This window comes from Filimonas effusa (assembly GCF_004118675.1).
Taxonomy (GTDB): Bacteria; Bacteroidota; Bacteroidia; order Chitinophagales; family Chitinophagaceae; genus Filimonas; species Filimonas effusa.
Map to the genome: position 1 here is coordinate 396025 of NZ_SDHZ01000002.1, position 26061 is coordinate 422085.

At 46.3% G+C, this 26061-nt stretch carries 23 protein-coding genes and 1 riboswitch; of the genes, 8 read left to right on the forward strand and 15 right to left on the reverse strand.

Annotated elements, in window-relative coordinates:
- Window positions 1-29 precede the first annotated feature (29 nt).
- Window positions 30-506, forward strand: a complete 477-nt coding sequence (locus tag ESB13_RS12950; protein WP_129003927.1) for a hypothetical protein — start codon at window positions 30-32, stop codon at window positions 504-506.
- A gap of 261 nt (window positions 507-767) precedes the next feature.
- Here ESB13_RS12950 and ESB13_RS12955 read toward each other — a convergent pair whose 3' ends face one another.
- From ESB13_RS12955 to ESB13_RS13005, 11 genes are all read right to left on the reverse strand, one after another.
- A complete protein-coding gene (locus ESB13_RS12955; protein WP_129003929.1) occupies window positions 768-3740 on the reverse strand; it encodes a TonB-dependent receptor in 2973 nt (990 codons plus the stop codon).
- A 118-nt stretch (window positions 3741-3858) separates the two neighbouring features.
- Window positions 3859-5373: a TSUP family transporter gene (locus ESB13_RS12960; protein ID WP_129003931.1), complete on the reverse strand. Its 1515-nt coding sequence runs from the start codon at window positions 5371-5373 to the stop codon at window positions 3859-3861.
- Window positions 5374-7047, reverse strand: a complete 1674-nt coding sequence (locus ESB13_RS12965) for an NADPH-dependent assimilatory sulfite reductase hemoprotein subunit (protein ID WP_129003933.1) — start codon at window positions 7045-7047, stop codon at window positions 5374-5376.
- 24 nt (window positions 7048-7071) lie between these two features.
- The gene (locus tag ESB13_RS12970) at window positions 7072-8784 is read right to left on the reverse strand and encodes a diflavin oxidoreductase (RefSeq protein WP_129003935.1); all 1713 of its coding nucleotides are present in this window, start codon (window positions 8782-8784) and stop codon (window positions 7072-7074) included.
- Complete coding sequence (cobA, locus tag ESB13_RS12975) at window positions 8768-9610, reverse strand: uroporphyrinogen-III C-methyltransferase (RefSeq protein WP_129003936.1); 843 nt, start codon at window positions 9608-9610, stop codon at window positions 8768-8770. The genes ESB13_RS12970 and cobA overlap by 17 nt, the downstream gene beginning before the upstream one ends.
- Window positions 9611-9691: 81 nt before the next feature.
- Window positions 9692-10603 (reverse strand): cysteine synthase A, encoded by a 912-nt coding sequence (gene cysK, locus ESB13_RS12980; RefSeq protein WP_129003938.1) that lies wholly within the window; start codon window positions 10601-10603, stop codon window positions 9692-9694.
- A gap of 11 nt (window positions 10604-10614) precedes the next feature.
- On the reverse strand, window positions 10615-11451 hold the full coding sequence (locus ESB13_RS12985) for a serine O-acetyltransferase (protein WP_129003940.1): 837 nt from the start codon (window positions 11449-11451) through the stop codon (window positions 10615-10617).
- 19 nt (window positions 11452-11470) lie between these two features.
- Window positions 11471-12712 (reverse strand): sulfate adenylyltransferase subunit 1, encoded by a 1242-nt coding sequence (locus ESB13_RS12990; RefSeq protein WP_129003943.1) that lies wholly within the window; start codon window positions 12710-12712, stop codon window positions 11471-11473.
- A gap of 43 nt (window positions 12713-12755) precedes the next feature.
- Window positions 12756-13658: a sulfate adenylyltransferase subunit CysD gene (cysD, locus tag ESB13_RS12995; RefSeq protein WP_220399670.1), complete on the reverse strand. Its 903-nt coding sequence runs from the start codon at window positions 13656-13658 to the stop codon at window positions 12756-12758.
- Between the two features lie 98 nt (window positions 13659-13756).
- Window positions 13757-14476, reverse strand: coding sequence for a phosphoadenylyl-sulfate reductase (locus ESB13_RS13000; protein ID WP_129003947.1), 720 nt, complete (start codon window positions 14474-14476; stop codon window positions 13757-13759).
- Between the two features lie 342 nt (window positions 14477-14818).
- The gene (locus ESB13_RS13005) at window positions 14819-15013 is read right to left on the reverse strand and encodes a hypothetical protein (protein WP_129003949.1); all 195 of its coding nucleotides are present in this window, start codon (window positions 15011-15013) and stop codon (window positions 14819-14821) included.
- A gap of 65 nt (window positions 15014-15078) precedes the next feature.
- A riboswitch (SAM riboswitch) is annotated at window positions 15079-15241 on the forward strand.
- Between the two features lie 221 nt (window positions 15242-15462).
- Here ESB13_RS13005 and ESB13_RS13010 point away from each other — a divergent pair.
- The 4 genes from ESB13_RS13010 to ESB13_RS13025 all read left to right on the forward strand — a co-directional run bounded on the left by ESB13_RS13010 (window position 15463) and on the right by ESB13_RS13025 (window position 20436).
- On the forward strand, window positions 15463-16641 hold the full coding sequence (locus tag ESB13_RS13010; RefSeq protein ID WP_129003951.1) for a trans-sulfuration enzyme family protein: 1179 nt from the start codon (window positions 15463-15465) through the stop codon (window positions 16639-16641).
- Between the two features lie 25 nt (window positions 16642-16666).
- Window positions 16667-17998 (forward strand): O-acetylhomoserine aminocarboxypropyltransferase/cysteine synthase family protein, encoded by a 1332-nt coding sequence (locus tag ESB13_RS13015; protein WP_129003953.1) that lies wholly within the window; start codon window positions 16667-16669, stop codon window positions 17996-17998.
- 107 nt (window positions 17999-18105) lie between these two features.
- Window positions 18106-19176 carry a homoserine O-acetyltransferase family protein gene (locus ESB13_RS13020; RefSeq protein ID WP_129003955.1) on the forward strand — a complete coding sequence of 357 codons (1071 nt, stop codon included), beginning with the start codon at window positions 18106-18108 and terminating at the stop codon, window positions 19174-19176.
- On the forward strand, window positions 19177-20436 hold the full coding sequence (locus ESB13_RS13025; RefSeq protein WP_129003957.1) for a homoserine dehydrogenase: 1260 nt from the start codon (window positions 19177-19179) through the stop codon (window positions 20434-20436).
- A gap of 83 nt (window positions 20437-20519) precedes the next feature.
- Here the strand turns inward: ESB13_RS13025 and ESB13_RS13030 are convergent, their stop codons facing one another.
- Window positions 20520-20741, reverse strand: coding sequence for a DUF2795 domain-containing protein (locus tag ESB13_RS13030; protein WP_076374923.1), 222 nt, complete (start codon window positions 20739-20741; stop codon window positions 20520-20522).
- A gap of 197 nt (window positions 20742-20938) precedes the next feature.
- Between ESB13_RS13030 and ESB13_RS13035 the strand changes: the two genes are divergently transcribed.
- Entirely contained in the window at window positions 20939-21595 is a 657-nt protein-coding gene (locus ESB13_RS13035) for an ABC transporter ATP-binding protein (RefSeq protein ID WP_129003958.1), read from the forward strand.
- Window positions 21596-21665: 70 nt separating this feature from the next.
- Here ESB13_RS13035 and ESB13_RS13040 read toward each other — a convergent pair whose 3' ends face one another.
- A complete protein-coding gene (locus ESB13_RS13040; protein WP_129003960.1) occupies window positions 21666-22226 on the reverse strand; it encodes a cob(I)yrinic acid a,c-diamide adenosyltransferase in 561 nt (186 codons plus the stop codon).
- A 180-nt stretch (window positions 22227-22406) separates the two neighbouring features.
- Between ESB13_RS13040 and ESB13_RS13045 the strand changes: the two genes are divergently transcribed.
- Window positions 22407-23282, forward strand: a complete 876-nt coding sequence (locus tag ESB13_RS13045) for a hypothetical protein (RefSeq protein WP_129003962.1) — start codon at window positions 22407-22409, stop codon at window positions 23280-23282.
- 227 nt (window positions 23283-23509) lie between these two features.
- On the opposite strand, the gene ESB13_RS13050 is transcribed toward ESB13_RS13045, so the two are convergent.
- A complete protein-coding gene (locus ESB13_RS13050; protein WP_129003964.1) occupies window positions 23510-24193 on the reverse strand; it encodes an ABC transporter ATP-binding protein in 684 nt (227 codons plus the stop codon).
- 29 nt (window positions 24194-24222) lie between these two features.
- Window positions 24223-24513: an Asp-tRNA(Asn)/Glu-tRNA(Gln) amidotransferase subunit GatC gene (gene gatC, locus ESB13_RS13055; RefSeq protein ID WP_129003966.1), complete on the reverse strand. Its 291-nt coding sequence runs from the start codon at window positions 24511-24513 to the stop codon at window positions 24223-24225.
- Window positions 24514-24630: 117 nt separating this feature from the next.
- On the opposite strand from gatC, the gene ESB13_RS13060 reads away from it, so the two are divergent.
- Window positions 24631-26010 carry a sigma-54-dependent transcriptional regulator gene (locus ESB13_RS13060; RefSeq protein WP_129003968.1) on the forward strand — a complete coding sequence of 460 codons (1380 nt, stop codon included), beginning with the start codon at window positions 24631-24633 and terminating at the stop codon, window positions 26008-26010.
- The last annotated feature ends 51 nt before the right edge of the window (window positions 26011-26061 follow it).

The window sequence follows — 26061 nt, forward strand, 5'->3', positions numbered from 1 at the left end:
CCGAAACAGCATCTCTTTAACTTCGCTGCATGAAAACAGCAAGCATCCATGAGTTGAAAAATGAATTAAACGCATTGCCGCCGGCAGAACTGATGGAATTATGTCTTCGTCTTGCCAAATTCAAAAAAGAGAACAAGGAGCTGCTCACCTTCCTGCTCTTTGAAGCGCATGACCTGCAAAGCTATATCGAAGGTGTTAAAGCCTATATGGATGAAGAATTTGCAACCTTGCCAGCCAGCCCCTATTTTCAGAAAAAGGCTTTACGCAAAACGCTGAAAGGTGTCAATAAACATATCAAATATGCAGCGGCAAAAGAAGCAGAAATAGAGCTGCTGCTTTACTTCTGTCATAAAATAAAGCAATCAGGCATCCGGCTTGAAAGTTATACTGTGCTCAATAACCTCTTCCAGCAACAGGTAAAGAAGATCAAAAAGGCGATAGACAGCCAGCACGAAGACCTGCAATACGACTACCTGAAGCAGCTGGAAAAGATCACAGATCTATAAGAGTTTAAGTAACCAACGAAAACCAAAGATGCATCAGCCTGCAATTACCTGATACAACTATTGGCATTCACGCTTTAAGCAGGCAGCATACAGCGCAACCGGAACGTTAATAATATCCGGAAATGGCCGGGCGCCTACATGGCTCATGACTATAGCCAACCACGCTACGGGACATCCCGGCAGGTCTATAAAAAATGAAGGCCGCATTTAGACAAATGCCGCCTTGCTATCAACACAAACAAAGAATGAGAAAGTTTATAATTATTTTCCCAGTAACCCGTCTATGGTAACTGCTGCATAATACAGCGCACCTAAAGTAGGACCACCGGCATATTGGATATAGTTATTATTGAAAATGTTGGAACCACCGATCTTGAGCGTTGTTTTGGAAGCAGGCACCCTTACAGTTACCTGGGCATCAACCGTATTTATGGCAGGCACCCTGCCTGTTACCAGCGGGCTCTCCCACAGGAAAGACTGCTGCCATTTATAAACGACACTGAAGCCTACGTTCTTAACGATCTCCCGGTTGCTAAAGCTGATATTGGCAGACCATTCCGGCGTATTAAAACCGGTTACGAAAATATCATCACTGCTGCCGGATTTCAGCTTATTAAAGCTGGTATTACCACCTATCGAGAACTTCTTATAGAAATTGTAAGCGGTACCTATCGCAAAACCATAGTTGGTGTACTTGTTCTTGGCGTTAGTGTACACACGATACCTGTCCTGTCCCTTGCTGGCGCCATTGTTACCATCGGCGCTGGCAGTAGTAGCATCCCTGTTCCTGTCGAGCATTGCTATCACGGCAGCATCGGAACCTACTGTTTCACCTTTAGGAACAAACACCTGCACCTGGCCAAGGAAGCCATCGTAGGTATTGGTATAAGCGTCTATATCGATAGAAAGCTTGTTATTCAGCAACACACTTTTATAACCTATTTCAAACGATTTAATTCTTTCAGGCCTTGCTTCCGGCAGGTTGGCCACCACCAGCAGGTTCCTGTTAGCCAGGGCTGCCGCATCGGTGGAGTTAGCTGTTTTTACTGCCGCATTGAAATTCGCTACAGAACTTTGTGTATAGCTGTTTTCCAGGTAGCCCAATCCTTTGTTGATATAAGACAGGCTTCCCACCCTCTTTACACGGCCGTTGTTCACATAAGATAACGCTTCGAACAAAGCCGGGAAACGATATCCCTGCTGATAAGTAACACGGAAGTTATGACGTTTGGCAGCTGTATATACCGCAGCAACACGCGGCGTAAACTTCCCTTTGAATTCGGGGTTGAGATCGTAACGCAGTGAAGCAAAGAGTTTCAGCTTTTCTTCCCAGAATGTTTTGGTAGCCTGTGCAAAGCCGCCATATTTTTTATACAATACGTTTTTACCAAAGCTACCATCGGCCAATGGCTTATTACGTTCTTCAATAGAACGGCTGAAATCAACGAAGTTGTTACCATCGGGTATTACCTCGTAGATTCGCGCATCACCGCCAACAAGCAGGTTCACCCATTTAACGGTATTGCTGAGATCCCACTGCCCTTCTATATGATACATGCGGCTTTTCTGGATCAGCGCAGAACCGCCTGTAACCGGTGCGTCGGGAATAAGACTTGACTTTATATCCCAGTTATTGATATGACGGATAACATTTAAGATAGAGTCGAAGCGGGCTGTACCAGGCTCTGCGCGGCCGGCGTCGGCGGCTGCCCTGGCGTACTTGTTGGCAGCTGCAAAATTTGCGGAGGTAAGCCCATTATTAGCTGTACCATAAGCATTCAACGCATTTTTGTATTTGGCGCCCCAGGCGCTGTTGCTGCCGCCGCTGAACAAATCCATGTTATCGGCAGTAGGTTTAACATTATAGGAATCACCTGTATTTTCAAGCGATATATAACCACGTACCAGGAAGTTATCGCCTTTCACTTCTACTTTATGGTTCTGAACGATCACATTATCCAGCTGCACTTTGTTACCTCTCTGGAACACACCGTCCATTTTACCAAACCGGTAGTTATAAGAGATCTCTACATGATCTGTAGGACGGAAGTGTAAGGCGCCATCGAATTTCAGGTTATCTACAGTTGGACTTACCAGGTCCTTTTCCCAATAGCCGGTACGGGCAACAGTTAAAGGAGGGGCAGACTGGTTGTCGACGGTAAGACCGGTAATGGAAACAGTATTGCTTCCTGCAAGTGCATCATCGCCATACTTATTCCAGCCGTCGAACACCGCATTATTATCACCGTTGAGTGAAGGATATAATGGGTTAGCGGTTTTAAGATTGTTGGGGTTCTGATCTTTGCGCGTATCGGACAGCCAATCGGTGCCTCTCATATAAGAAGCATTCAACTTAAAAGCAAACTTGTTATTAAACGCTTTTGCAAAACGGAGCGCCGTTTCGGTAAGGTTACTTAAATCGCGACCGGTACCACCAACATGGTTGATACCTGTTTTCTGATAGAAACTAAGCCCCTGATCGGTGAAAGGACTTTTAGTGATCAGGTTAGCCATACCGTTGATAGCGTTCATGCCATACAAGGCAGAAGCTGCACCAGGCGTGATCTCCACGCTTTGAATATCCAATTCGGTGGGTCCAATGGCATTACCCAGCGGCACACCAAGTGTTGCGGCCTGCATATCAACACCATCTACCAGCTGCATGAAACGAAAGTTGTTGGGGATATTAAAACCCCTGGTATTCGGCACCTTGAACGTAAGGCTTGAGGTGGTCATTTGTACACCTTTTACGGTTTCAAGCGCATCGTAGAAACTGGGAGCAGGGCTTTCCCTGATAGCCCTGATATCAAGCTTTTCAATGGCTACGGGTGATTTGAGAATACTTTCGGGTAAACGTGACGCAGTAACTACCACGTCGTTACCAAGATAGGTTTGTGTTACCAGCGCTACCTGCAGGTTAGAACTTAAGGAAGCAACAGTGAACTCCTGCGGTTGAAAACCCACAGAAGAAAAGATAAGCGTCAGCGGCAGTTTCAGTTTGGTTCTGATCTTAAACTCACCATCTTTACCTGAAACAGTACCGGCAACAGTTCCTTTAATTTGCACGCTTACATCGGCAAGCGGCTCTTTTTGCTCATTCGTTACTTTACCTGATATTTCTATCAGTGCATTACCCTGCGCAAAAGCGCCTGTAGCAAAAGCTATTTGCAGCAGCACCAGCAAGGCCAGTCTGCTTGTTTTTGTTTTTAAAAAGGAGGATGAGGACTGTTTCATAATTATTAGTGTGTAAAGTTAGTCTTTTAGTCCATTTTTTTAGTAGACTAAATAGGTATATTTTTTTATTTATTAAAAATCCGGTGTTTACCGGCTATCGCTACTCATTTAATTTGATTTAAAAAGCTTTCACCAGGATGCGAAGACTCCATATAATTACGAGGATACCTAAAAGAATATAAGACCATTTTTTAGGCAAACGTCCGGCAATACGCGCTGCAAGCGGTGCAGCCAGCAGGCCGCCGATGATGAGTGCAATGATCACCTGCCAATGACTTACTCCTATCAGAGAGAAGAAGGTAAGTGCGCTTGCGAGCGTTACAAAAAACTCTGTGAGGCTGATAGAACCTATTACATACTTGGGATTACGGCCACGGGAGATCAATGTAGTGGTTACAATAGGCCCCCATCCCCCACCGCCAAATGAATCGAGGAAACCTCCTGCTACCGCCAGGATGCGGTAGTTCCTGAATTTCTTTTTGAACTTGATTTTTCTGAAGGCAGTGAACATAATACGGACACCCAGGAAAAGTGTATACACCGCCATCACCGGTTTCAGGTAGTCGGCGTAGCTATCTCCATATTTGCTTAAGAGCCAGGCGCCGGCAACAGCACCTATCACACCGGGAACAACCAGCACCTTGAAGAGCTTTTTATTTACGTTCCCGAATTTGAAATGGCTGTATCCCGAAGCGCCGCTGGCAAACATCTCTGCAGTATGAATGCTGCTGCTGATAGCCGACAGGTTGATACCTGCCGATAAAAGAATAGTAGCGCTGGTTACGCCGTATCCCATACCAAGCGCGCCATCCACCAGCTGGGCAAGGAAACCGGCAAGCACAATCCAATGAAAGTTTTTGTCGAGCGTTCCGTACCAGGCAACTGTATTATCGGCCAGTTCACGAAGCGGGATATAGGAGAAGATAAAATGCCCTATCAGCATGAGGCCAAAGATGGCAGCGCTATAGGTAGCCACCTTTTTCCATTTTCTTTCACGCCTGGCGCCGGCATTTTCGATCAGCGGCCTGGTGATGGCGTTAAGCCTGTTCACCTTGTAGGTGAAGTCGCCGCTTAACTGATTACGGATCTCATGTAGGTTACGGATGGTTTCTTCAATGCTGCCGGGAATGGCTTCGTTCAGCACCTCTTTTAAACGTTTGGCTGCGGTAGGTGATTTACCATTGGTAGAGATGGCTATTTTCAGATCTCCTTTCTGCACAATAGAACCCAGGTAAAAATCGCAGAGCTCAGGCGTATCGGCTACATTCACCAGCAGTTTCCGGCCATTGGCCAGCACCCTTATATATTCGCTGGTTTCTTTGTCATTGATGGCTATCACCACAATATCCTTATCATCCAGGTCTGCCGGCGCAAAAGCCCGTTCATGAACGGTTATTAACGGGGAGGATGCAACCAGCCGGCTTACCTCTTCAGAAACCCTGGCGGCTACAATGGTTATTTTAACCGCCGGGGCATTGGCAAGCAATGCCGACAGTTTCTCGAGGCCTACGTTCCCGGCGCCTACCAGCAGCACATGCATCTGTTCCAGTTTCAGAAAAACCGGAAACAGAGTATTATGAACCTGTGCGGGTTCGCCACCTATGACACTTGTTATTGCAACCTCCTGCTCCATCTAGCTAATTATTTTTTCACGGATTACAAAATCACCGAACGTCTCTTTCTTTTTACGTTTACGGCTATACAAACTCAGCAATGAATCCAGTTCCTTCAGGATTGTTTCTTCATCGATACCTTCCTTATACTTGGTATTAAGCCTGGTACCTTCCCTGTCGCCGCCTATATGCAAGTTATAGTGTCCGTACGAAGTTCCAACGAAACCTATTTCAGCAATATAGGAACGGCCGCAACCATTGGGACAACCGGTCATACGAACGGTGATAGCGTCGTCGCCCAGTTTATATTTTTCGAGGAGCGGCTCTATTTTACCGATCAGGGTGGGAAGATAACGCTGTCCTTCTGCCAGCGCAAGCGGGCAGGTATTCATAGCCACGCAGGCGATGGCGTTCCTGCGCATAGAAGAAGCATTCTCCGTATGCTGCCTGATGCCATACCGTTCCAGGATCTCATTAATCACTGCTTTATCTTCTTCGAGAATATCTGATAGTATCAGTTTCTGGTTGGCGGTGAAACGGAAGTTTGCTTTCCTGGTTTTGGACACCTCCAGCAGCGCTGTTTTCAGTGGCAGAGTTTCGGTATCCATCACGCGGCCATTTTCAGCAAATACGGTGTAATACCATTTGCCTTCGTGGTTCTGCTGCCAGCCGAAATAATCCACACGTTCCGTAAATACATAAGGGCGGGGCGCTTCCAGTTCAAAGCCACAGCGTTTTTCCAGTTCTGCTTTGAATGCTTCTACGCCCATTTTATCAATGGTATATTTCAGGCGGGAGAACTTACGGTCGCTGCGGTTGCCGAAATCACGCTGGATAGTAATGATCTCGTAAGCCGCCTTCAGCACTTTTTCTTCAGTATCGCAGAAGCCCAGCATTGTGGCTAACCTGGGATAGGTATTGGCATTACCATGTGTTGCGCCCAGGCCACCGCCGGCTGCGATATTAAAACCTTTCAGTTCATTGTTCTCGATGATGGCAATAAGTGCAAGATCATTGGCGAAAACATCCACATCGTTATTAGGAGGTATCGCTATCGCCATTTTGAATTTACGGGGCAGATAACGATCCTGGTACAATGGATCTTCTTCTTCCTTTTTATTGGTCAGCGGCGCTTCGTCGAGCCATATTTCATAGTAGGCTCTTGTTTTGGGAAGGCCCAGCTGGCTTAGTTTATCGGCATAGGCAAACACCTGCTCGTGAACAGGCGACTGTTTGGGATGCGAAGAACAGATCACGTTCCTGTTTACATCGCCGCAGGCGGAGATGGAATCGAGGCCGGCAGTATGGAAGTCCTGCAATGTGGGCTTTACATGATTCTTGAGGATACCGTGCAACTGGATGGTTTGCCTGGTGGTTATTTTGATCACCCCTGTGGAATGTTGTCCGGCAATGTGGTGTAGTCCTTCCCATTGTTCGGCGGTGATAAAGCCGCCGGGTAAGCGCAGGCGGACCATGTAAGAATAAAGCCATTCCAGTTTTTTGGCGCTGCGTTCTTCCCGCCTGTCGCGGTCGTCCTGCTGGTACATGCCATGGAATTTCACGAGGGCCTGATCGTCTTCGTATAAAGCGCCGGTGAGCTGCTCCTGCAGGCTTTCCTTTAAGGTACCCCTGAGGCCGTCACTGGCCAGTTTTATTTTTTCTACAGGAGATAAATTCTGTTGTTCCTGACTCATAATCTTTAGTTGATGGTGGATGTTTTAGTATACATCTTTCAGATACCTTCCTTCGTTCTGTAATTGTTCGAGATATTCTTTTGCTTCTTCGGCCGATTTGTTGCCATGTGCGGTGATGATGCTAAGCAGGGCCTGCTCCACATCTACGCTCATAGGCGCTTTGGCGCCGCACACATACAGGTAGGCGCCGCTGTTCAGCCATTCCCAAAGTTCTTCAGACTCCTGGTACATGCGATGCTGTACATAGATCTTCTGCATCTGGTCGCGGGAGAACGCCAGGCTCACTTTGCTTAACACGCCTGTTTCCACAAAATTCTGGATCTCGGTCTGGTAAAGGAAGTCGGAAACAAAATGCTGTTCACCGAAGAAAAGCCAGTTACGTCCTGATGCGCCGGCGGCATCACGTTCGGCTATAAAAGAGCGGAAAGGCGCGATACCGGTTCCGGGGCCAATCATGATCACGTCTTTGTCTTCAGCAGGCAGGCGGAACAGGTTGTTGGGATGTATATAAAAATCGAGTGTGCTGTTTATTTCCAGTTGTGCAAGGAAATCGGAGCAAAGGCCGTATTTCTTTTCATCATTTACGGGAAAGCAAGTGCGCGATACGGTAAGATGAATTTCGCCGCTATGCGCCGAGGGTGCAGAAGCAATAGAGTACAGTCTTGGCACTGTTGGTTCCAGTATACCCACTACTTCTTCGAACTGGGTTGCATCTTTTACCGGGTAGATCTTCAGCAGATCCACAAGGTCGATGCGTGTAGCAGGGATCTCCTGGTTAACGATGGCGGCGTATTTCGCCACCACCCTTTCGGGCAGGTGAACAATGTTCAGTTTCTTTTGCAACAGTTCGCCCAGCTGGTAAGTGGTGTCTTTATACTGTACTTCATGAGCGGCCTGTAAGCCAGCCAGAGACAGGATAGTATCCACCCATTGCTTTTTATTGTGCGGAATCACACCTAATGCATCACCGGGCTGGTATTCCACGGTATCATCTGTTGCGATCTCTATATGATAAGTTTCTTTGGCGGAGCCGCGGTCGTTCAGGTTAACATTGGCCAGGATGGTTCCGGCATGTATTTTCTTATGACCTGTTTTTTTAGGCGCTGCTGCGGGGGCCGCTGCAGCTGCGCTGCCGGCGTTGGCTAAAACCTGCAATACCTGGTCGAACCACTGCTGTGCATCCTGTTCGTAGTCGGTATCACATTTCTGTAAGTCCAGCAGCCTGTTGCCGCCCAGTTTTTCGAGCTGTGTATCTACGTCTTCTGCGGCTTTACAAAACAGCGGGTAAGACGTATCGCCAAGGCCGAGGATACCAAACTTCAGTTGTTTGAGTTCGGGTGCCTGTTCAAACAAGTGGTCGTAAAATTTCTTAGCGGTAGCAGGCGGTTCGCCATCACCTTGTGTGCTGAGTACCGTAAAGAGATATTCTTCTTTTGCAAGATCGGTCAAGCGATATTGATCGAGGCCGGAGAGTTTTACGGCAATACCTTTCTTCTTGGCCACAGCGGCAAACTGGGTAGCCAGCTTTTTGGAGTTGCCGGTTTCCGTTCCGTAGGTAAGTGTGATCTTTTTTACCTGTGTTGCAGCTGGCGGCGCATCCAGTTCCTTTACAGGAACAGCTACCTGGCCTGCGCTTTGCGTGATACCAGCCAGGAAACCATTCATCCAGATCAATTCTTCCCTGGAAGCATTGCTGATCAACTCCCTGAACAATTTTAAATTAGGCTCTGCTAACATGGGCGGTAGGATTATACTTGTGATGAATAGGTGCTACGGGTTTGAAGTAAACATCTTTACTATTGCTGTTGGGCAACCATGCAAACTGCGCATGTAACGATACTACCCGGCCAATGACAACCAGTGAGGGAGAAACGAACGCGCTTCCTTTCAGTTTATCGGCATATTCATAAATGCCGCAGGTATGCACGTTTTGCAACGGCGTAGTGGCCTGTTCAATTACAGCCAACTGTACCTCGGGGGACACGCCATTACGGATAAGATTATTCACTACGTTTTCCAGTGTTTCGGAAGACATATAGAATACGAGGGTATCGGAGGTAGTTGCCAGGTCTTTCCAATAAGCATCCGAAACCACATCAGATTTATAAGCAGTTAAAAAACGTACGGCGGTAGCATATCCCCTGGCGGTAAGCGGCATACCTGCAAAGGCAGCTGCGCCAAGGGCGGCTGTGACACCGGGAATGATCTCATAAGGAATGCTATGCTCCTTCAACACTTCAAGTTCGTCGAGGATATTGGAGAAGATGGAGACGTCGCCGCCTTTCAGTCGTACAACCAGTTTACCTTCCAGCGCATAACGTACCATCAGGTCATTGATAGCTTCCTGTGGCGTAGAGGCGCCCCTGCGGCATTGTTTTCCAACATATACCACGGTTGCTTCCGGATTCATATACAGGCCGAGGATCTCATTACTCACCAGGCGGTCGGTAAGCACTACCTCTGCCTGTTGCAAAAACCGGATAGCTTTTGCTGTGATCAATTCAGGATCACCGGGCCCGGCCGCTGCCAGTATAACTTTTCCTTGTTTGCGAAGTGTTGACATTACCCGATAAATTTAATAGAATAAATAAGCAGTTAGTTTATCCCGGTCCCCAGTGAGACCGGGATAATAGTTTAGTATATTTTAATAAAGTCCTTCTACAGATAAATACCTTTCACCCGTATCGTAGTTAAAGGTGAGTACGGTGGCTCCTTCAGGTATTTCGGCAAGCTTCTGTGCTACGGCTGCCAGTGAAGCGCCTGTAGAGATACCAACGAAAATACCTTCTTCTTTCGCCAGGCGCTGTGCGTAAGCAAAAGCATCGTCTTTAGTCACTTTGATAACACCTTCCAGGATGCCTGTATTGAGGATGGAAGGAACGAAGCCTGCGCCAATACCTTGCAAAGGGTGCGGTCCGGGAGCGCCGCCGCTTAATACGGGAGACAGTTCCGGTTCAACCGCAAAAACCTTGAGGCCAGGAAATTTTTCTTTCAGCACTTCGGCCACGCCGGTGATATGACCGCCTGTGCCTACACCTGTGATAAGATAGTCGACACCATCGGGGAAGTCGGCAAGAATTTCCTGTGCTGTTGTTTTGCGGTGGATCTCAGTATTGGCTGCGTTATCGAACTGTTGTGGCACCCATGCGCCGGGAGTGGTTTCTTTCAGTTCCAGGGCTTTTTCGATAGCGCCTTTCATACCTTTTTCGCGTGGCGTTAAAACAAATTCTGCACCGTAGGCTGCCATGATCTTGCGGCGTTCAACGCTCATAGATTCAGGCATTACCAGTATAAGGCGATAACCTTTTACTGCGGCCACGAGTGCCAGGCCGATACCGGTGTTACCGGAAGTAGGTTCAATGATAACACTGTTTTTAGAAAGCAAACCTTTTTTCTCTGCATCTTCTATCATTGCCAGAGCGATCCTATCCTTGATGCTGTTGCCGGGATTGGTACGTTCGAGCTTAATCCAAACATTTGCCTTGTCGCCATACACGTTGTTGATCTTTACATGCGGCGTATTTCCTATTGTTTCCAGGATATTTTGTGCTTTCATTTTTTATTGATTTATATGACAAAATTTAAAGGTTCAGGAAAGGGGTTGTTGTCTTTTACTTTGATCTCGCTTTTGTGATATACCACAGAAGAAGAGGGAATACTATAGGTAAGGAAAACGTTACCACCGATAATGCTATCGCGGCCTATTACTGTTTCGCCTCCCAGGATAGTAGAGCCTGAGTAAATGATCACATTATCTTCCACTGTAGGATGCCTTTTGGCATTCGCATGCCCTTTAGTCACATTCAGTGCGCCGAGTGTTACGCCCTGATAGATCTTCACATTATTACCTATCACAGTGGTTTCGCCTATTACTACGCCGGTACCATGGTCAATAGAAAAAGCATGGCCGATGCGTGCGCCGGGGTGGATATCAATCCCGGTTTGGCTGTGTGCATGTTCTGTTAGCAGGCGTGGCAACACGGGCACCTTCAGCACGTGCAGCTGGTGTGCAAACCTGTAAACAGCGGTAGCGAAAAAGCCGGGGTAAGCTATCAGCACTTCTTCGATGGATTTGGCGGCCGGATCGGAATCAAGGATCGCCTGTGCATCTTTCTGCAATACATCATAGATAGCAGGCAGTTCAGCAAAGAAGTCCTCGGTTATCTTTTGGATGATCTTGGCTTCATGGATCACCTCCTGCAGGAAAGTTTGCAGGTGGCTTTGCAACAAACGGAATTCATTTTCAATTTCGAGACTGCCATGGAGCCGCTTTTTGCGGGTACCAAAGAGGAACTGGAACAACCTGTCGGCGAACTCAGCAGCCAGTTGTTTACTGGGAAAACCTGTAAAATTGGGCTGGCTCCGCTGCAACAAATCGTCTATTAATTGCTGATAACTACTCATGTATGATTTCTATTTAGTATTACTGGATCATGCAGGCCCCAACGGTCACATGACTTGTTTCGTCGATAAGTATGGCGCCACCGTTCACTCTCAGTTTTTCGTAAGCATCAAAGGCTACAGGTTTTGCAGTTTTGATGACCACTTTCACGATATCGTTCAGCACGGCCTGTTCGGGCGCCTGGTGTTGTTCAAGTGTGTTTACGTCGACCTTATAAGAAATTTCCTTTACAACACTTTTCACCAAAGTACTGTTCAGTTGCAGCAGGTACTTTCTGCCGGCAACCAATGGTTTGGAGTCCATCCAGCAGAGCAATACTTCCAGGTCTTGACCTACGGAAGGTAGGTCATCGCTTTTTACAATCACGTCTCCCCTGCTAACATCCACGTCATCGGCCAGGTGCAGGATAATGCTTTGCGGAGCAAAAGCTTCTTCTACCTGTTTGCCGCCGGTTTCGATAGCGCTGATGGTTGTAGAGGTTCCTGAGGGCAGAATGGTTACGGTATCACCTTTCTTATAAACACCGCTTACCAGTTTGCCGGCGTATCCGCGATAGTCGTGCAGCTCTTCTGTCTGCGGACGGATCACATACTGCACGGGGAAACGGGCATGGGTAAGGTTAATGTCTTTTTGCACCTGTACGTTTTCCAGTACCTTCAGTAATGAAGGCCCTTCGTACCAGCTGATGGCCGTAGATTTTTCTACGATATTATCTCCATTGAGGGCGCTGATAGGAATATAGGTGACCTGTTCCAGGCCAAGTGATTTTGCCATGGCGGCATAATCGATCACGATATTGTTAAACACATCCTGGGAGTGTTCTACGAGGTCCATTTTATTTATGGCCACCACTACATGGGGTAATTTCAGCAGTGACGCTATGATGGAGTGACGGCGTGTTTGTTCAACCACACCGGAGCGGGCATCGATCAAAATGATGATGAGATCCGAGTTAGAAGCACCGGTAACCATGTTACGGGTGTATTGGATATGACCCGGTGCATCGGCAATGATGAACTTGCGCTTAGGTGTAGAGAAATACTTATAGGCCACATCAATGGTGATACCCTGCTCGCGTTCTGCACGCAAACCGTCGGTTAGTAAAGCCAGGTCGATCTCACCTTCTTCCTTATTCTTACTCTGGCGTTCTATAGCCTCCAGCTGGTCGATCATAATACTTTTGCTATCGTATAACAAACGACCGATGAGGGTGCTTTTGCCATCATCTACGCTGCCTGCTGTTATGAAACGAAGTAAATCCATCTTTGTATGTTAAGTGTTGAGTGCTATTGTTAATTGCTTTCCATTAGAAGTAGCCGTTCTTTTTCCTGTCTTCCATAGCGGCTTCAGAAACTTTATCATCGATCCGGGTTTCACCGCGTTCGCTTGTTTTTGTAGCGATGATCTCCCTGATGATATCGTCGATAGAAGAAGCGCTGGATTCAACAGCAGCGGTACAGGTCATATCACCTACTGTTCTGTAGCGAACGGTTTTGGTAGATACTTTATCGCCGGGTTCCAGCTGGATAAATTCGGAGGTAGCTACCAACTGTCCTTCATGTTCCAGCACTTCCCGTTCATGGGCGAAGTAGATAGAAGGCAATGCTATTTTTTCGCGGCGGATATAATTCCAGATATCCAGTTCCGTCCAGTTACTGATAGGGAATACGCGTACGTTCTCGCCTTTGTTTATTCTTCCGTTATAAGTATTCCAGAGTTCGGGGCGTTGTAGTTTGGGGTCCCACTGACCAAACTCGTCGCGAACGGAGAAGATCCTTTCTTTTGCTCTTGCTTTTTCTTCATCTCTTCTGGCGCCGCCGATGCAGGCGTCGAAGCCAAACTCTTCGATGGTATCGAGTAAGGTGAAGGTCTGTAGTGCGTTACGGCTGGCGAATTTGCCTTTAGGCTCGGTAAGGCCTTTGGCTTTGATGGTATCACCTACCTGGCGCACCACCAGTTTTTCGTCAATAGAAGCAGCCAGTTCATCGCGGAAGCGAAGTGCTTCGGGGAAGTTGTGGCCTGTATCGATATGAACCAGGGGAAAAGGGAATTTCCCTGGCCGGAATGCTTTAAGAGCCAAATGAACCAGCGTAATAGAATCTTTTCCACCGCTGAATAACAAAGCTGGTTTTTCGAACTGACCAGCGACTTCACGCATGATATGAATCGCTTCGGACTCCAGGTGATCTAAATAGTCTAATTCATACATAATGCTCATTCATTTTTTGTGTTCAAGCTATAAATCATTTATACATCAGTATTTCCGGTACGGATGTGTTGCAACCTAATCCTATGATGCGGTATTCATCAGGCGTGAACGTGCAGTCCACATTCTTTTTTACTTGCATCTTCCCACCACCAGCGACCGGCGCGGAAATCTTCACCGGGTTTAATGGCTCTTGTACATGGTGCACAGCCAATGCTTACAAAACCACGGTCGTGTAAAGGATTATAGGGTATATTATATTGACGGATAAATGACTGAAGTTCGTCGGTAGACCAGTTAAGGAGCGGATGGTATTTGGCTATATTATTACTGCCGTCCCATTCAATGGCGGTCATATCGGTACGGTTGGGCGAATGTGCGGCACGGATACCGGTGATCCATACCTGCTTATCTTGTAAAGCCCTTTGCAGTGGTTCCACTTTACGAATGAAGCAGCATTGCTTCCTGTTTTCTACAGATTCGTAAAAGTTGTTGGGTCCTTTTGCTTCAATAAAATCCTGCAGAGAAGCAGCATCGGGATAGTACGGTGTGATAGGCTGTTTGTATCGTTCAAGGGTACTGCTCCAGGTAGAATATGTTTCGGGGAACATACGGCCTGTGTCGAGCGTAAATACGGTTATAGGTAACTGTTCGGTAAAAATGATGTGAGAAATGGCCTGGTCTTCCCAGCTGAAACTTGTAGAAAAGATAACGCCACCCGGGAAAGCATCCACAACATTCCGCAGTGCGGTGATGATGTCGGAGGTGTTGGTAGCGTGTTGTAGTAAATCGAGCGAATGCTCTTTAGTACTCGTTTGCATTGATAGTTCGTTGATAGTTAACAATAGAAGCCAGAATACATGCTGCGGAAATTATCTGCAACAACAACAGCAACACATGTATTTTTTCATCTTTTCCATCAACGAAAAATTGATTTCATTTTATTAAACCCCATCAACCTGGTAGACAAAAGTAGGATAGTTTTTGAAAATCCCTACCACTTTGGTGGATTATTTTTAGGGAACTTTACGAACAGTTGTTTGAAAACAGGCACAAAGCCAGGCCTGTCCTGTTGCGTTGTTGTACTTTCCCGGGTAATAAAACGGCTCCGGCGTATCATAAAAGATCCATTTCAACGGCAAACTGAAAGAAGAATGCCTGGCTCAGAAAAGAAGATTCCATTTTTTTTCTGCAATTTCCGGGAAGTAATTTCCAGCCGGAAGACTTTCATTTCCGGGCGTGCCGATACCGCCTGTTACCAGAGAGAAAATACATTTTTTTTCATAGGAATAGGTTGGTGAAAAAGCGCAGGTCATCAAACGGTTGCGGGAGTCATTTTCAAATGTTTTAACAGACATGCTGAAAAAAAATTTGTTGGAAAAATGAAATGTGCTCCTATCTTTGCTTCAGTTCTTTAAACAATTACTTATCAAGAAAGGCAGAGGGACATGGCCCGATGAAGCCTTGGCAACCCTCCTCTTAGTACATTACAGGGGCTTAATCTGTAAGAGAATAGATGGAGAAGGTGCCAATTCCACCCAGGTATATCAACTTAATTGTTGGTTATAACTGAGGAGAGATAAGTCAGATTCAAAGTTTGATTTACCTGCGGTTTCCGCTAAACATACTCAAGCCCATCTGACTTATCAGATGGGCTTTTTCTTTGTACCTGCTCCACTGCGCTTTCATCGAAAAAGAATGCGCGCTTCTTATTCGTGCTAAGTATTGCCAGCAAGAAATGTCTAAACAAAATCAATTATTCCATCTTTCCGCATCAGGCGATGCGGGAAAACAAAACTGTCTAAACATGAGCAATGCAACGCAACTGATTCACAGCATCCCGGTAGATCCACAAACAGGCGCTATATCTGTACCCATCTACCAAACATCAACATTTGTGCAGGAAGCACCTGGTGTAAACAAAGGTTACGACTATGCAAGGTCTAATAACCCTACACGTGCCACGCTGGAACAAATTATTGCACAACTGGAGAAGGGCCATACAGGCGTTGCATTTGGCAGCGGTCTGGCAGCTATCGATGCGGTTTTAAAATTATTACAGGCAGGCGATGAAATCATTGCTGTAGATGATATCTATGGCGGCGCCTTCCGGTTGTTTACACATATTTATGAGAAGTTTGGCATTAAAGTAACTTATGTAGATACTACCAAAGCGGAGAATGTATTTGACGCCGTTACTCCCAATACCAGGCTCATTTGGCTTGAAACGCCTACCAATCCTACATTAAAGATCTCCGATATTGCTGCTATCGCCAAAATAGCAAAAGCCAGCCGATGTTTATTGTGCGTGGATAACACTTTTGCTTCACCCGCCTTACAACAACCTCTCACGCTGGGAGCTGATATTGTAATTCATTCTGCTACCAAATACCTGGGCGGTCATAGCGATCTTATCGCAGGCCTGGTAGTAACACGTGAAAAAGAGCTGGGTGATAAGATCAAATTTATACAGAATGCAAGCGGCGCTATCCTGGCTCCTTTCGACAGCTGGCTGGTGATACGCGGCATCGAGACCTTACACCTGCGTGTAAAACAACATAGCGCCAATGCGCTGGCTGTAGCCAAATACCTGCAGCAACATCCATTAGTTGACAGTGTATATTATCCGGGTCTTGAAACACATCATAACCACGAGATCGCTAAACAGCAAAGCAAGGGCGGATTCGGCGGTGTGGTTTCTTTCAACCTGAAGAACGACACCGAAGAAGCGGCGATCAGTTTTGTAACACAAACCCAATACTTCAAGCTGGCCGAAAGCCTGGGCGGTGTAAAAAGCCTGCTCTGCCATCCGGCTAACATGACACATAAATCTATTCCTGCTGAAAAGCGCCGTTCTTCAGGCGTTAGCGACAGCCTGATACGTTTATCGGTAGGATTGGAAGAAGCAGAAGACTTACTGGCCGACCTGGAACAGGCATTTGAAAAAGTAGCCAGCAAGCAATTAAAGGCAACAAAAACAGTTTAAATCCTACATCATTTAAATTAATACTATGAGCGACCATCGTTTTGAAACGTTACAGCTGCATGCAGGACAGGAAATAGACCCTACCACCAAATCACGTGCGGTGCCTATTTACCAGACCAGTTCTTTTGGATTCGACAATGCGGAACATGCTGCCAATTTGTTTGGATTAAGGCAGTTTGGCAATATCTATACAAGGATCATGAATCCTACCACCGATGTTTTTGAAAAGCGTATTGCAGCGCTGGAAGGCGGTGTAGCTGCGCTGGCAACAGCATCGGGACAAGCGGCGCAGTTCCTGGCGTTAAGCAACATACTTCAGGCAGGAGACAACTTTGTAAGTACCTCTTACCTGTACGGCGGTACTTATAACCAATTCAAAGTTGCCTTTAAAAAACTGGGTATTGAAGCCCGTTTTGCTGAAGGTGACAGCGCTGAGAATTTCGCAAAGCTGATCGATAAAAACACCAAGGCTTTATACCTGGAAACAATAGGCAACCCACAGCTGAATGTACCCGATTTCGAGCGCATTGCAGCGCTGGCCAAAGAGTATGATCTGCCATTGATCGTAGACAACACCTTTGGTGCAGGCGGGTACCTGTTCCGTCCTTTGGAATGGGGTGCCAATATAGTTGTGGAATCTGCCACCAAATGGATTGGCGGTCATGGCAGCTCTATCGGCGGCGTTATCGTAGACGGAGGTAATTATAACTGGGGTAATGGTAAGTTTCCACAGTTCACCGAGCCTTCTGAAGGTTATCATGGCCTGAAGTTCTGGGACGTGTTTGGCGAAGGCAATCCTTTAGGCCTACCTAATATTGCATTCAGTATTAAAGCACGTGTGGAAGGTTTAAGAGATTACGGTCCTACGTTGAGCCCTTTCAATGCCTTCCTGTTATTACAGGGATTGGAGACTTTATCACTGCGCGTTGAAAGACATGTAGAGAATGCGCTGGCATTGGCGAAATGGCTGGAGGCGCATCCTGCAGTGGATTATGTATGGTATCCCGGCCTGGAAAGCAGCCCTTATCATACACTGGCGAAGAAATACCTGACCAATGGTTTCGGCGGTGTATTACAGGTAGGTATCAAAGGCGGCAAGGAAAAGGCCGCCCAGTTTATCGACAGCCTGAAGCTGGCAAGTCACCTTGCCAACGTAGGTGATGCCAAAACGCTGGTAATACATCCTGCCTCTACAACACACGAGCAGCTGAGCGAAGCGGAACAGGTTGCAAGTGGCGTATTACCCAACCAGGTAAGAGTAAGTGTAGGCATCGAGCATATTGAAGATATCAAGGCGGATTTCGAGCAGGCATTCCAGAAAGTGAATGCAGGCGCAGCAGCGGCTACAGCAAGCTAGTCACAAAGAATCGGCATTCAAAAGTGAAAACGGGAGAGAGCTACTGCCGTTTTTCACTTTTGAATGTTGTGTTATTATATAAACGAGTACAAGAAAAAACGAAGAAATTGAGCCAGGTATTTTCATCCGGGGAACCCTTTACGCTGGAGTCGGGCAAGGTATTACAGGGATTTCATTTATCCTATACCACTGCCGGCCGGTTAAATGAAGCGAAGGACAATGTAGTATGGATCTTTCATGCGCTAACAGCCAACAGCAACCCTATTGAATGGTGGCCGGGGTTGGTAGGGCCAGGTCATTTTTTTGATCCTGAGCGGTATTTTATCGTATGTGTAAACATGCCCGGCAGTTGTTATGGCAGTATATCGGCTCTCGACGAAAATGCTGCTACCGGCAAGCCTTATTATCATACTTTTCCCTTGTTCACCACCAGGGATATGATAAGAGCTTACCAGCATCTGAAAGCTGCGCTGGGCATCGATAAGATCAAAATAGGCATCGGAGGCTCTATGGGCGGGCAGCAGCTGCTTGAGTGGGCGATAGAAGAACCCAGCCTGTTTGAGTATATCATTCCCATTGCCACCAACGCCTTTCATTCGGCCTGGGGTATTGCCTTCAACACTTCACAGCGTTTATGCATAGCGTCTGATCCCAGCTGGAAGGAATCGCATCCTGCAGCGGGTTTAGAGGGAATGAAACTGGCGCGTTCGATAGCACTTCTCTCCTATCGTCATTACGATACTTACCAGAAAGCGCAGAGCGGTGTTACTGAAAATACTGCAGCATTACCGGTAGACGAGCAGGTATTTAAAGCCAGCACCTATCAGCAATACCAGGGCGATAAGCTGGCGAAACGTTTTACCGCTTTCAGCTATTACTTCCTCAGTAAGGCTATGGATACGCACAATGTAGGCAGGAACAGGGTTTCAGCAGAAGAGGCCCTGCAACGTATACAGGCGAAAACACTGGTCATAGGCATCAGTACCGATATTTTATTTCCTCCTGCAGAGCAGGAATTTATAGCACGGCATATACCCGGTGCACAGGTAGCCATCATAGATTCACTGTATGGTCATGATGGCTTTTTGCTGGAATACGATAATATCACCCGCTTACTCAACAATTTTATACAAACCCAGCCGGCAGGCATCACTACTGCGGCTTTAATCAATTCATAAATGGAAACACAGAAGCAATTAACGATAGGCCTTTTTGGATTTGGCGTAGTAGGAGAAGGTTTATATAAGGTATTACAGCAAACCCCTTCCCTGAAAGCAAGCATCAAAAAAGTATGTATCAAAAACCCTGGCAAAAAGCGCAATGCACCGGATAGTCTTTTTACAAGCGACAGGAATGAACTGTTATTCGATAAAGAGATCAATGTTATTGTAGAAGTGATCGATGATTCTGTTGCTGCTTTTGAAATTGTATCTACTGCATTCCAGCAGGGCAAAGCTGTGGTGAGCGCCAGTAAGAAAATGATCGCAGAACATTTACCCGAGATATTGAAATACCAGCAGGATACCGGTTTACCATTCCTGTGCGAAGCTGCCGCCTGCGCTTCTATACCTGTTATCCGCAACCTCGAAGAGTATTATGATAATGACCTGCTGCATGGCATCAAAGCCATCATCAATGGCTCAACCAACTTCATTCTTACCAAGATGTTTGAAGACAAGCTGGGTTACCAGGAAGCTTTATTGCTGGCGCAGCAGTTAGGCTTTGCCGAAAGCAACCCCAAACTGGACGTAGAGGGTTATGATGCGGTGAACAAATGGTCTATCCTGCTGAACCACGCTTATGGTATTGTGGAACATCCGGATAACCTGGTATTCACCGGTATTCAGAATGTGCAATCCGGCGATGCGGCAGTAGCAAAAGAAAAGAACTATGACATTAAGCTGGTAGCGCAGGCACAGAAGCTGGTAAGCGGCAAGGTGGCGGCTTATGTGATCCCCCAGTTTGTAAAACACGACGACCAGTTATCATTTGTAAAGAATGAATACAACGGTGTAGTAATAGAAAGCGGGTTTGCCGATAAACAATTCTTTTATGGCAAAGGCGCCGGCAGCTTTCCTACGGCATCGGCTGTACTGAGCGATATTTCTGCATTAAGGTATAACTACCGTTATGAGTATAAGAAACGTTACTATCATACACCCGGTGAGTTAACGCACGACTTTTATGTGAAGGCCTATGTTAGCTTCAGCAGTTTAAAAGATATTGTAAAAGAAGACTTCGAATGGATCGAGGAGTGGCACGGCGGACTGGAGAGAAGTTACCTGGTAGGTGTCATTCACTTCGAAAAGCTGGCTACACAACAATGGTGGAAGGCCCCAGGGGTATCTTTAATCCTGGCTCCGGACCCGGTTATAGAAAGCATAGAGTTACGCAATATCAAAAAACGTAGCTTAGAGCTGGCAGGAATAGGCAATTAGTAGAAATAATAGAAGAGGCTACACCCCTTTCAGGGGAGTAGCCTCAATAGGATAATGAACCAGGTCTTCGGATGTACTGGTTATTAGTATTCGTCTTCGTTGAACATGAAGTCTTCCTGGCTGGGATAATCAGGCCATATGTCTTCAATGCTTTCATACACTTCGCCCTCATCTTCCAGTTCCTGAAGATTTTCCACCACTTCAATAGGAGCGCCAGAACGAATAGCATAATCTATCAATTCATCTTTCGTAGCAGGCCAGGGCGCATCTTCCAAATAGCTGGCTAATTCTAGTGTCCAGAACATAGTAAAACTTTTTTAGTTTTATCTGGGAATATTGTTTTTAACAGGTCCGGCTTCGATTATCAGGAAAAGAAATCCGGAATTTCCGCAAAAGTAGCGGTTACATTGAAATAACCAAAAATGCCTTTCCACAGTGGTGCAAATAAATATCCAAAATCGGTTAAGTTTGTATTTCCCTGTCAAACCAGGTAGCCGGACACATGTTAAGAGCAACAAATATCAAGAAGCGTTACGATCAGTTACAGGTATTAAAAGGCGTTGATTTAATGGTAAATAGAGGCGAAATAGTCTCCATTATCGGTTCGTCGGGAGCCGGGAAAAGCACTTTGTTGCATATCCTGGGAACTTTAGATACTGCTGATGAGGGAGAGATCTATCTTGAAAATGAGCCGGTTTACCAGTTGAAGGGTAAAAAAATGGCAGCCTATCGCAATAAACACATGGGTTTTGTATTCCAGTTTCACCATTTACTGCCCGAATTCACTGCGCTGGAGAATGTATGCATACCCGGCTGGATTGCAGGCACCAGGCGCAAAGAGGTGGAGAAAAGGGCCAGCTACCTGCTCGAAACTTTAGGCCTGGGCCCCAGACTTCATAACAAACCACAGGCACTGAGTGGCGGTGAGCAGCAACGTGTAGCAGTAGCCCGTTCTCTTATTAACAATCCTGCCATCATATTTGCCGATGAGCCTACCGGCAACCTCGATAGCGTGAACGCAAAGGAACTGCATCATCTTTTTGTGCAATTACGTAACGAATTCAACCAGACCTTCCTTATTGTTACGCACAATGAAGAGCTTGCAGGCATGAGCGACCGCGTTTTGCATATGAGGGACGGGCTGATTGTATCGGAATAAACTACCAGGCAGCAGCTTGCATACAGCGGGACCCAATACCAGGCAACTGATTATAATCGTAACGGGATACTCAGGTACGGGGTATCCAGGGAATTTCTGCCACCTGAAATATGTGACCGGCATAACGGGCTAATACGAAGAGATAGTCGCTGAGGCGGTTAAGATATTTTATCACCAGCGGTTCTACCGGCATTTCCTGTTCGGTCATTGCCACACAGATACGTTCGGCGCGACGGCATACACAGCGGGCGATATGAGCCGTTGAAACGGCAACATGTCCGCCGGGGAGAATAAAATGTTTCATAGCAGGCAGCTCTTCCGTCATTCTGTCTATTTCGTTTTCGAGGAGGGCAATGTCTTCTTCTTTCAGATCGGGAATACTCATTTTCAGCTCTTTTTCAGGATCACAGGCAAGGGCCGCGCCTACTGTGAAAAGGCGGTCCTGGATCTCTTTCAGCATGGCGCTCAAATGAGGGTGATGCAGGTGATCGCTTACCAGTCCTATGTAAGAGTTGAGTTCATCGACAGTGCCATAGCTTTCTATACGAAGATGACTTTTAGGCACTTTTGTACCTCCGATCAGGGATGTTTTTCCTTTGTCACCGGTTTTGGTGTATATTTTAAAGGCCATATTTGTGTGTTGTAAGCGTGTATTAAAACACTAAATGTATCGAAAAACAGTTATACAGCCGGGTGAATCTGAAGGCAAAACATTAGTTTTACGGTCGCATTCGCTCCATTTACTCTCCTTTTTACAGCAGCAGGTGAACCATTGCGGTTCATTATTTCCTATCCTTTAAAAGATATTCCGATGAAGTATTTGAAGAAGCTTACCGGGCTGCTGGCGTTTCTTGTTGTATTACTCACCATGCCCCTGGGCCATGCGCTGATGATTGTAATGGAAAAAACACTGGGGCATACGCATGTGTTCACAGCTGCTTTTTTACTGGGTTTTGCCGGCCTGTTATTGTTGCTATGGGGTGCCAGGCTAAAAAAAGAAAACAGCGCCACCTTCGCCGGGTTATTTGCCGGTTTGTTCATATGGACCGGCTGGGTGGAATTTGGCTTCGTTTATTTTGCCCACCGCTATCATGTGGCTCCGCTGGTTGAAAACGGGGTGGTAGTAACCAAGCCGGAATATCTTATCATGCCTGCGTCTGCTGGTTTCCTCGTAGTAATAGTGTTGCACTATTTGTTCAGTACCCATACAGGCTGCCTGTTCTTCTGCTGGCTGCAAAAGCAGCTGCATATACCCGTACCAGTGCGCAAACAGCCTAAAGCCGGCAAAAACTTTTCCGTTATTACAGCAATGGAACTAATAGCCATCTTATGGACCTTTTACCTGCTCCTGCTATTTGTTTACGACCAGGCGTTTTTAGGCGACCGTCATGCCGTTACTTACCTCGTTGCATTTGGTTCGCTGTTATGGTCGGTATTGCTGATGCGCAACCTGGCGAGGATCAGGCAAATGGGCTATGCCATCCGTTATGCTATACCAACAGTGATCATTTTCTGGAATTTCGTTGAGATCCTGGGGCGGTGGAATATCTTAAATGAGATATGGGTAAAACCTTATGAATACTGGCTCGAAATGGTGTTGACGCTCGCGGTTTTTGTTGTATTGTTTGGCGTTTCGCTGTTAGAAAGGAAAAGAGTGGTGATAGCGGGCTTCCGAAGGCGGCTCTAAGGCGGCTTATCGGCGGCTATATAAAGCGTTCTTTTTTGCTGATACTTTCCTGGTTTTGTGAATTTGAGGGGAATGAAAATACGAAAGAAAACGCGGCTTTCTGTTTAAAAAATGGGAGCCGTGCCGGGGCCGGGAATAAGAAGAGGCTGTATCTACTTAATCGATACAGCCTCTTCAATATTTATCTATAGAGCTGAATATCAGTCTATTTCATCTTCAGTGTTTGATTAGTTCAGGCGATCACTTTCTATCAATCCGTCACGAAGCCTTACGATACGTTTGGCATACGCAGCAATATCTTCTTCGTGCGTTACCAGTACCACCGTATTACCTGCCTGCTGGATCTGACTGAACAGCTCCATCACTTCCACGGAAGTTTTGGAATCGAGGTTACCGGTAGGTTCATCGGCAAGTAAAAGAGAGGGATTGTTCACCAGCGCCCTGGCAATAGCCACCCGTTGGATCTGACCACCGCTCAGCTCATTTGATTTATGGTGACTGCGTGTTTCCAGTCCCACCTGTTTAAGCGCTTCCATAGCGCGTTCCAGGCGTTCTTTTTTTCCAACGCCGGCATAAATAAGAGGCAAGGCCACATTTTCTGCGGCGGTGAGCCTCGGCAGCAGGTTAAACTGCTGGAATACAAACCCTATTTCGCCATTACGTACGTTGGCAAGCTCATCGTCGGGCATTTTGCTCACATCTTTTCCATTCAACACATATTTTCCACCGGTGGGTGTATCGAGGCAGCCGAGGATATTCATGAGCGTACTTTTGCCGCTTCCGGATGGTCCCATCAATGCTACGTACTCATTTTGGTGGATATCGAGCGATACCCCTTTAAGCACGGGAATCGCCTGGGTACCCATGTAATAATTTTTCAGAATCTGCTCCAGATGGATAATGGAATTCATGGAATGAGCATATTTTAAATAATTATAATTTATTTCTTTATCACCTTAGGCACCTGGAAGAAGCCATTTTGCTGCTCCGGTGCATTTAACAGGGCCTGGTCTCTGCCTTCGCCTGCTGTAACCTTATCTTCGCGCCATACGTTAATAGCGTTACTCATATGTAACAAGGGTGGCACGCCAGTTGTATCTACCTCGTTCAGCTTATCAACGAAGGAGATCATACGCTGCAGGTCTGTTTTAATTTCTGCTCTTTCGGCCTCGTTAAACTGGAGCCTTGAAAGGTGTGCCAGCTGATCGAACACATTTTCTGTTATTTCCATATAAACAAAAATAGCAGAAAGCGCCATTCTTTTTACTAAAAATGGAACAGCGGTAAAAAGCGGTTTTTAGCGACAAAAAACGATCTTTATATTTTATAATAATGCTCAAACCTTGGAATGAAGTCGGACACCCATAACATTTACATAGTAGAGGATGATGAATTTTACGGCTCCATGCTGGAACACTACCTGTCATTAAACCCTGACTACCAGGTAAAGCGATTTAGTTCTGCCGCCGGTTTTCTCAAAAGTATTCATGAGAAGCCTGATGTGGTGACGCTGGACTATTCTTTACCCGACAGTACAGGCGATAAGTTATTGCAGCAGATCACGGAGGTAAGCCCTGATACGCGTGTGATCATGATATCGGGACAAAACGATATACAGGTGGCGGTAGACCTGATGAAGAAGGGCGCCTTTGCCTATATCGTCAAAAATGAGGAAACGAAAGACCGGTTATGGATGGTGCTGGAAACGCTGAGTTCACATTTTGCAATGCAGCAAAAGATAAAATCATTGCAGCATGAGGTGGCTAAGAAATACAATTTCAAGTCGATCATAGGCAACAGTGCAGCTATCCGTAAGGTTTTTGATCTTATCGAGAAAGCCAGCAACACCAATATAACGGTAAGTATAACGGGAGAAACGGGCACAGGTAAAGAGCTGGCGGCAAAATCCATTCACTTTAACTCGGCGCGAAAGGACAAGCCTTTTGTAGCGGTAAATATTGCGGCGATACCACGTGACCTGATTGAATCGGAGTTGTTTGGCCATGAAAAGGGATCATTCACCGGAGCAGTGGCGCGGCGGATCGGTAAGTTCGAGGAGGCCCATAAAGGCACCTTATTCCTCGATGAAATTGGCGAGCTGGATTTTAACCTGCAGGCCAAGCTGCTGCGGGTATTGCAGGAAAAAGAGTTATCGCGTATAGGCACCAACGAGGTTGTGGCGATCGATGTTCGCATTATCGTTGCCACGCATAAGAACCTGGCGCTGGAAGTTAAAAAAGGCAATTTCCGGGAAGACCTGTATTACCGGTTACTGGGGTTACCGGTGCATCTGCCTCCTTTAAGAGAACGCGACAGCGATGTACTGCTTATTGCGCGTCATTTTATAGAAGCTTTCTGTAAAGAGAACGGGCTTCCCGACAAGCAATTATCGGTAGAGGCAAAGAAGCTGCTGTTACAGCATCCTTATCCGGGTAATATCCGTCAGTTAAAGTCGATGGTAGAGTTGGCATGTGTCTTAAGTAATTCTAATGAAATTCTTCCGGAACATATAGAAGAAATACAAATGCCGGATGGTGTTAACGTTCCCGATGAAGGTCAGTTAACCTTAAAGCAGCATAATACACGTATCATACAACAATGTCTTGATGCTAATAATTTTGATGTTCTAAAAGTTGCACGTATATTAGACATTGGCAAATCTACCATCTATCGTATGATCAATAACGGAGAGCTGATCCTTTATAAGAATACGGCTAAAGTAAATTAGGCCTTGTTCCCTTTGAAAGCCATCCATTTGACAGAGGCGAGCGAAACAGCA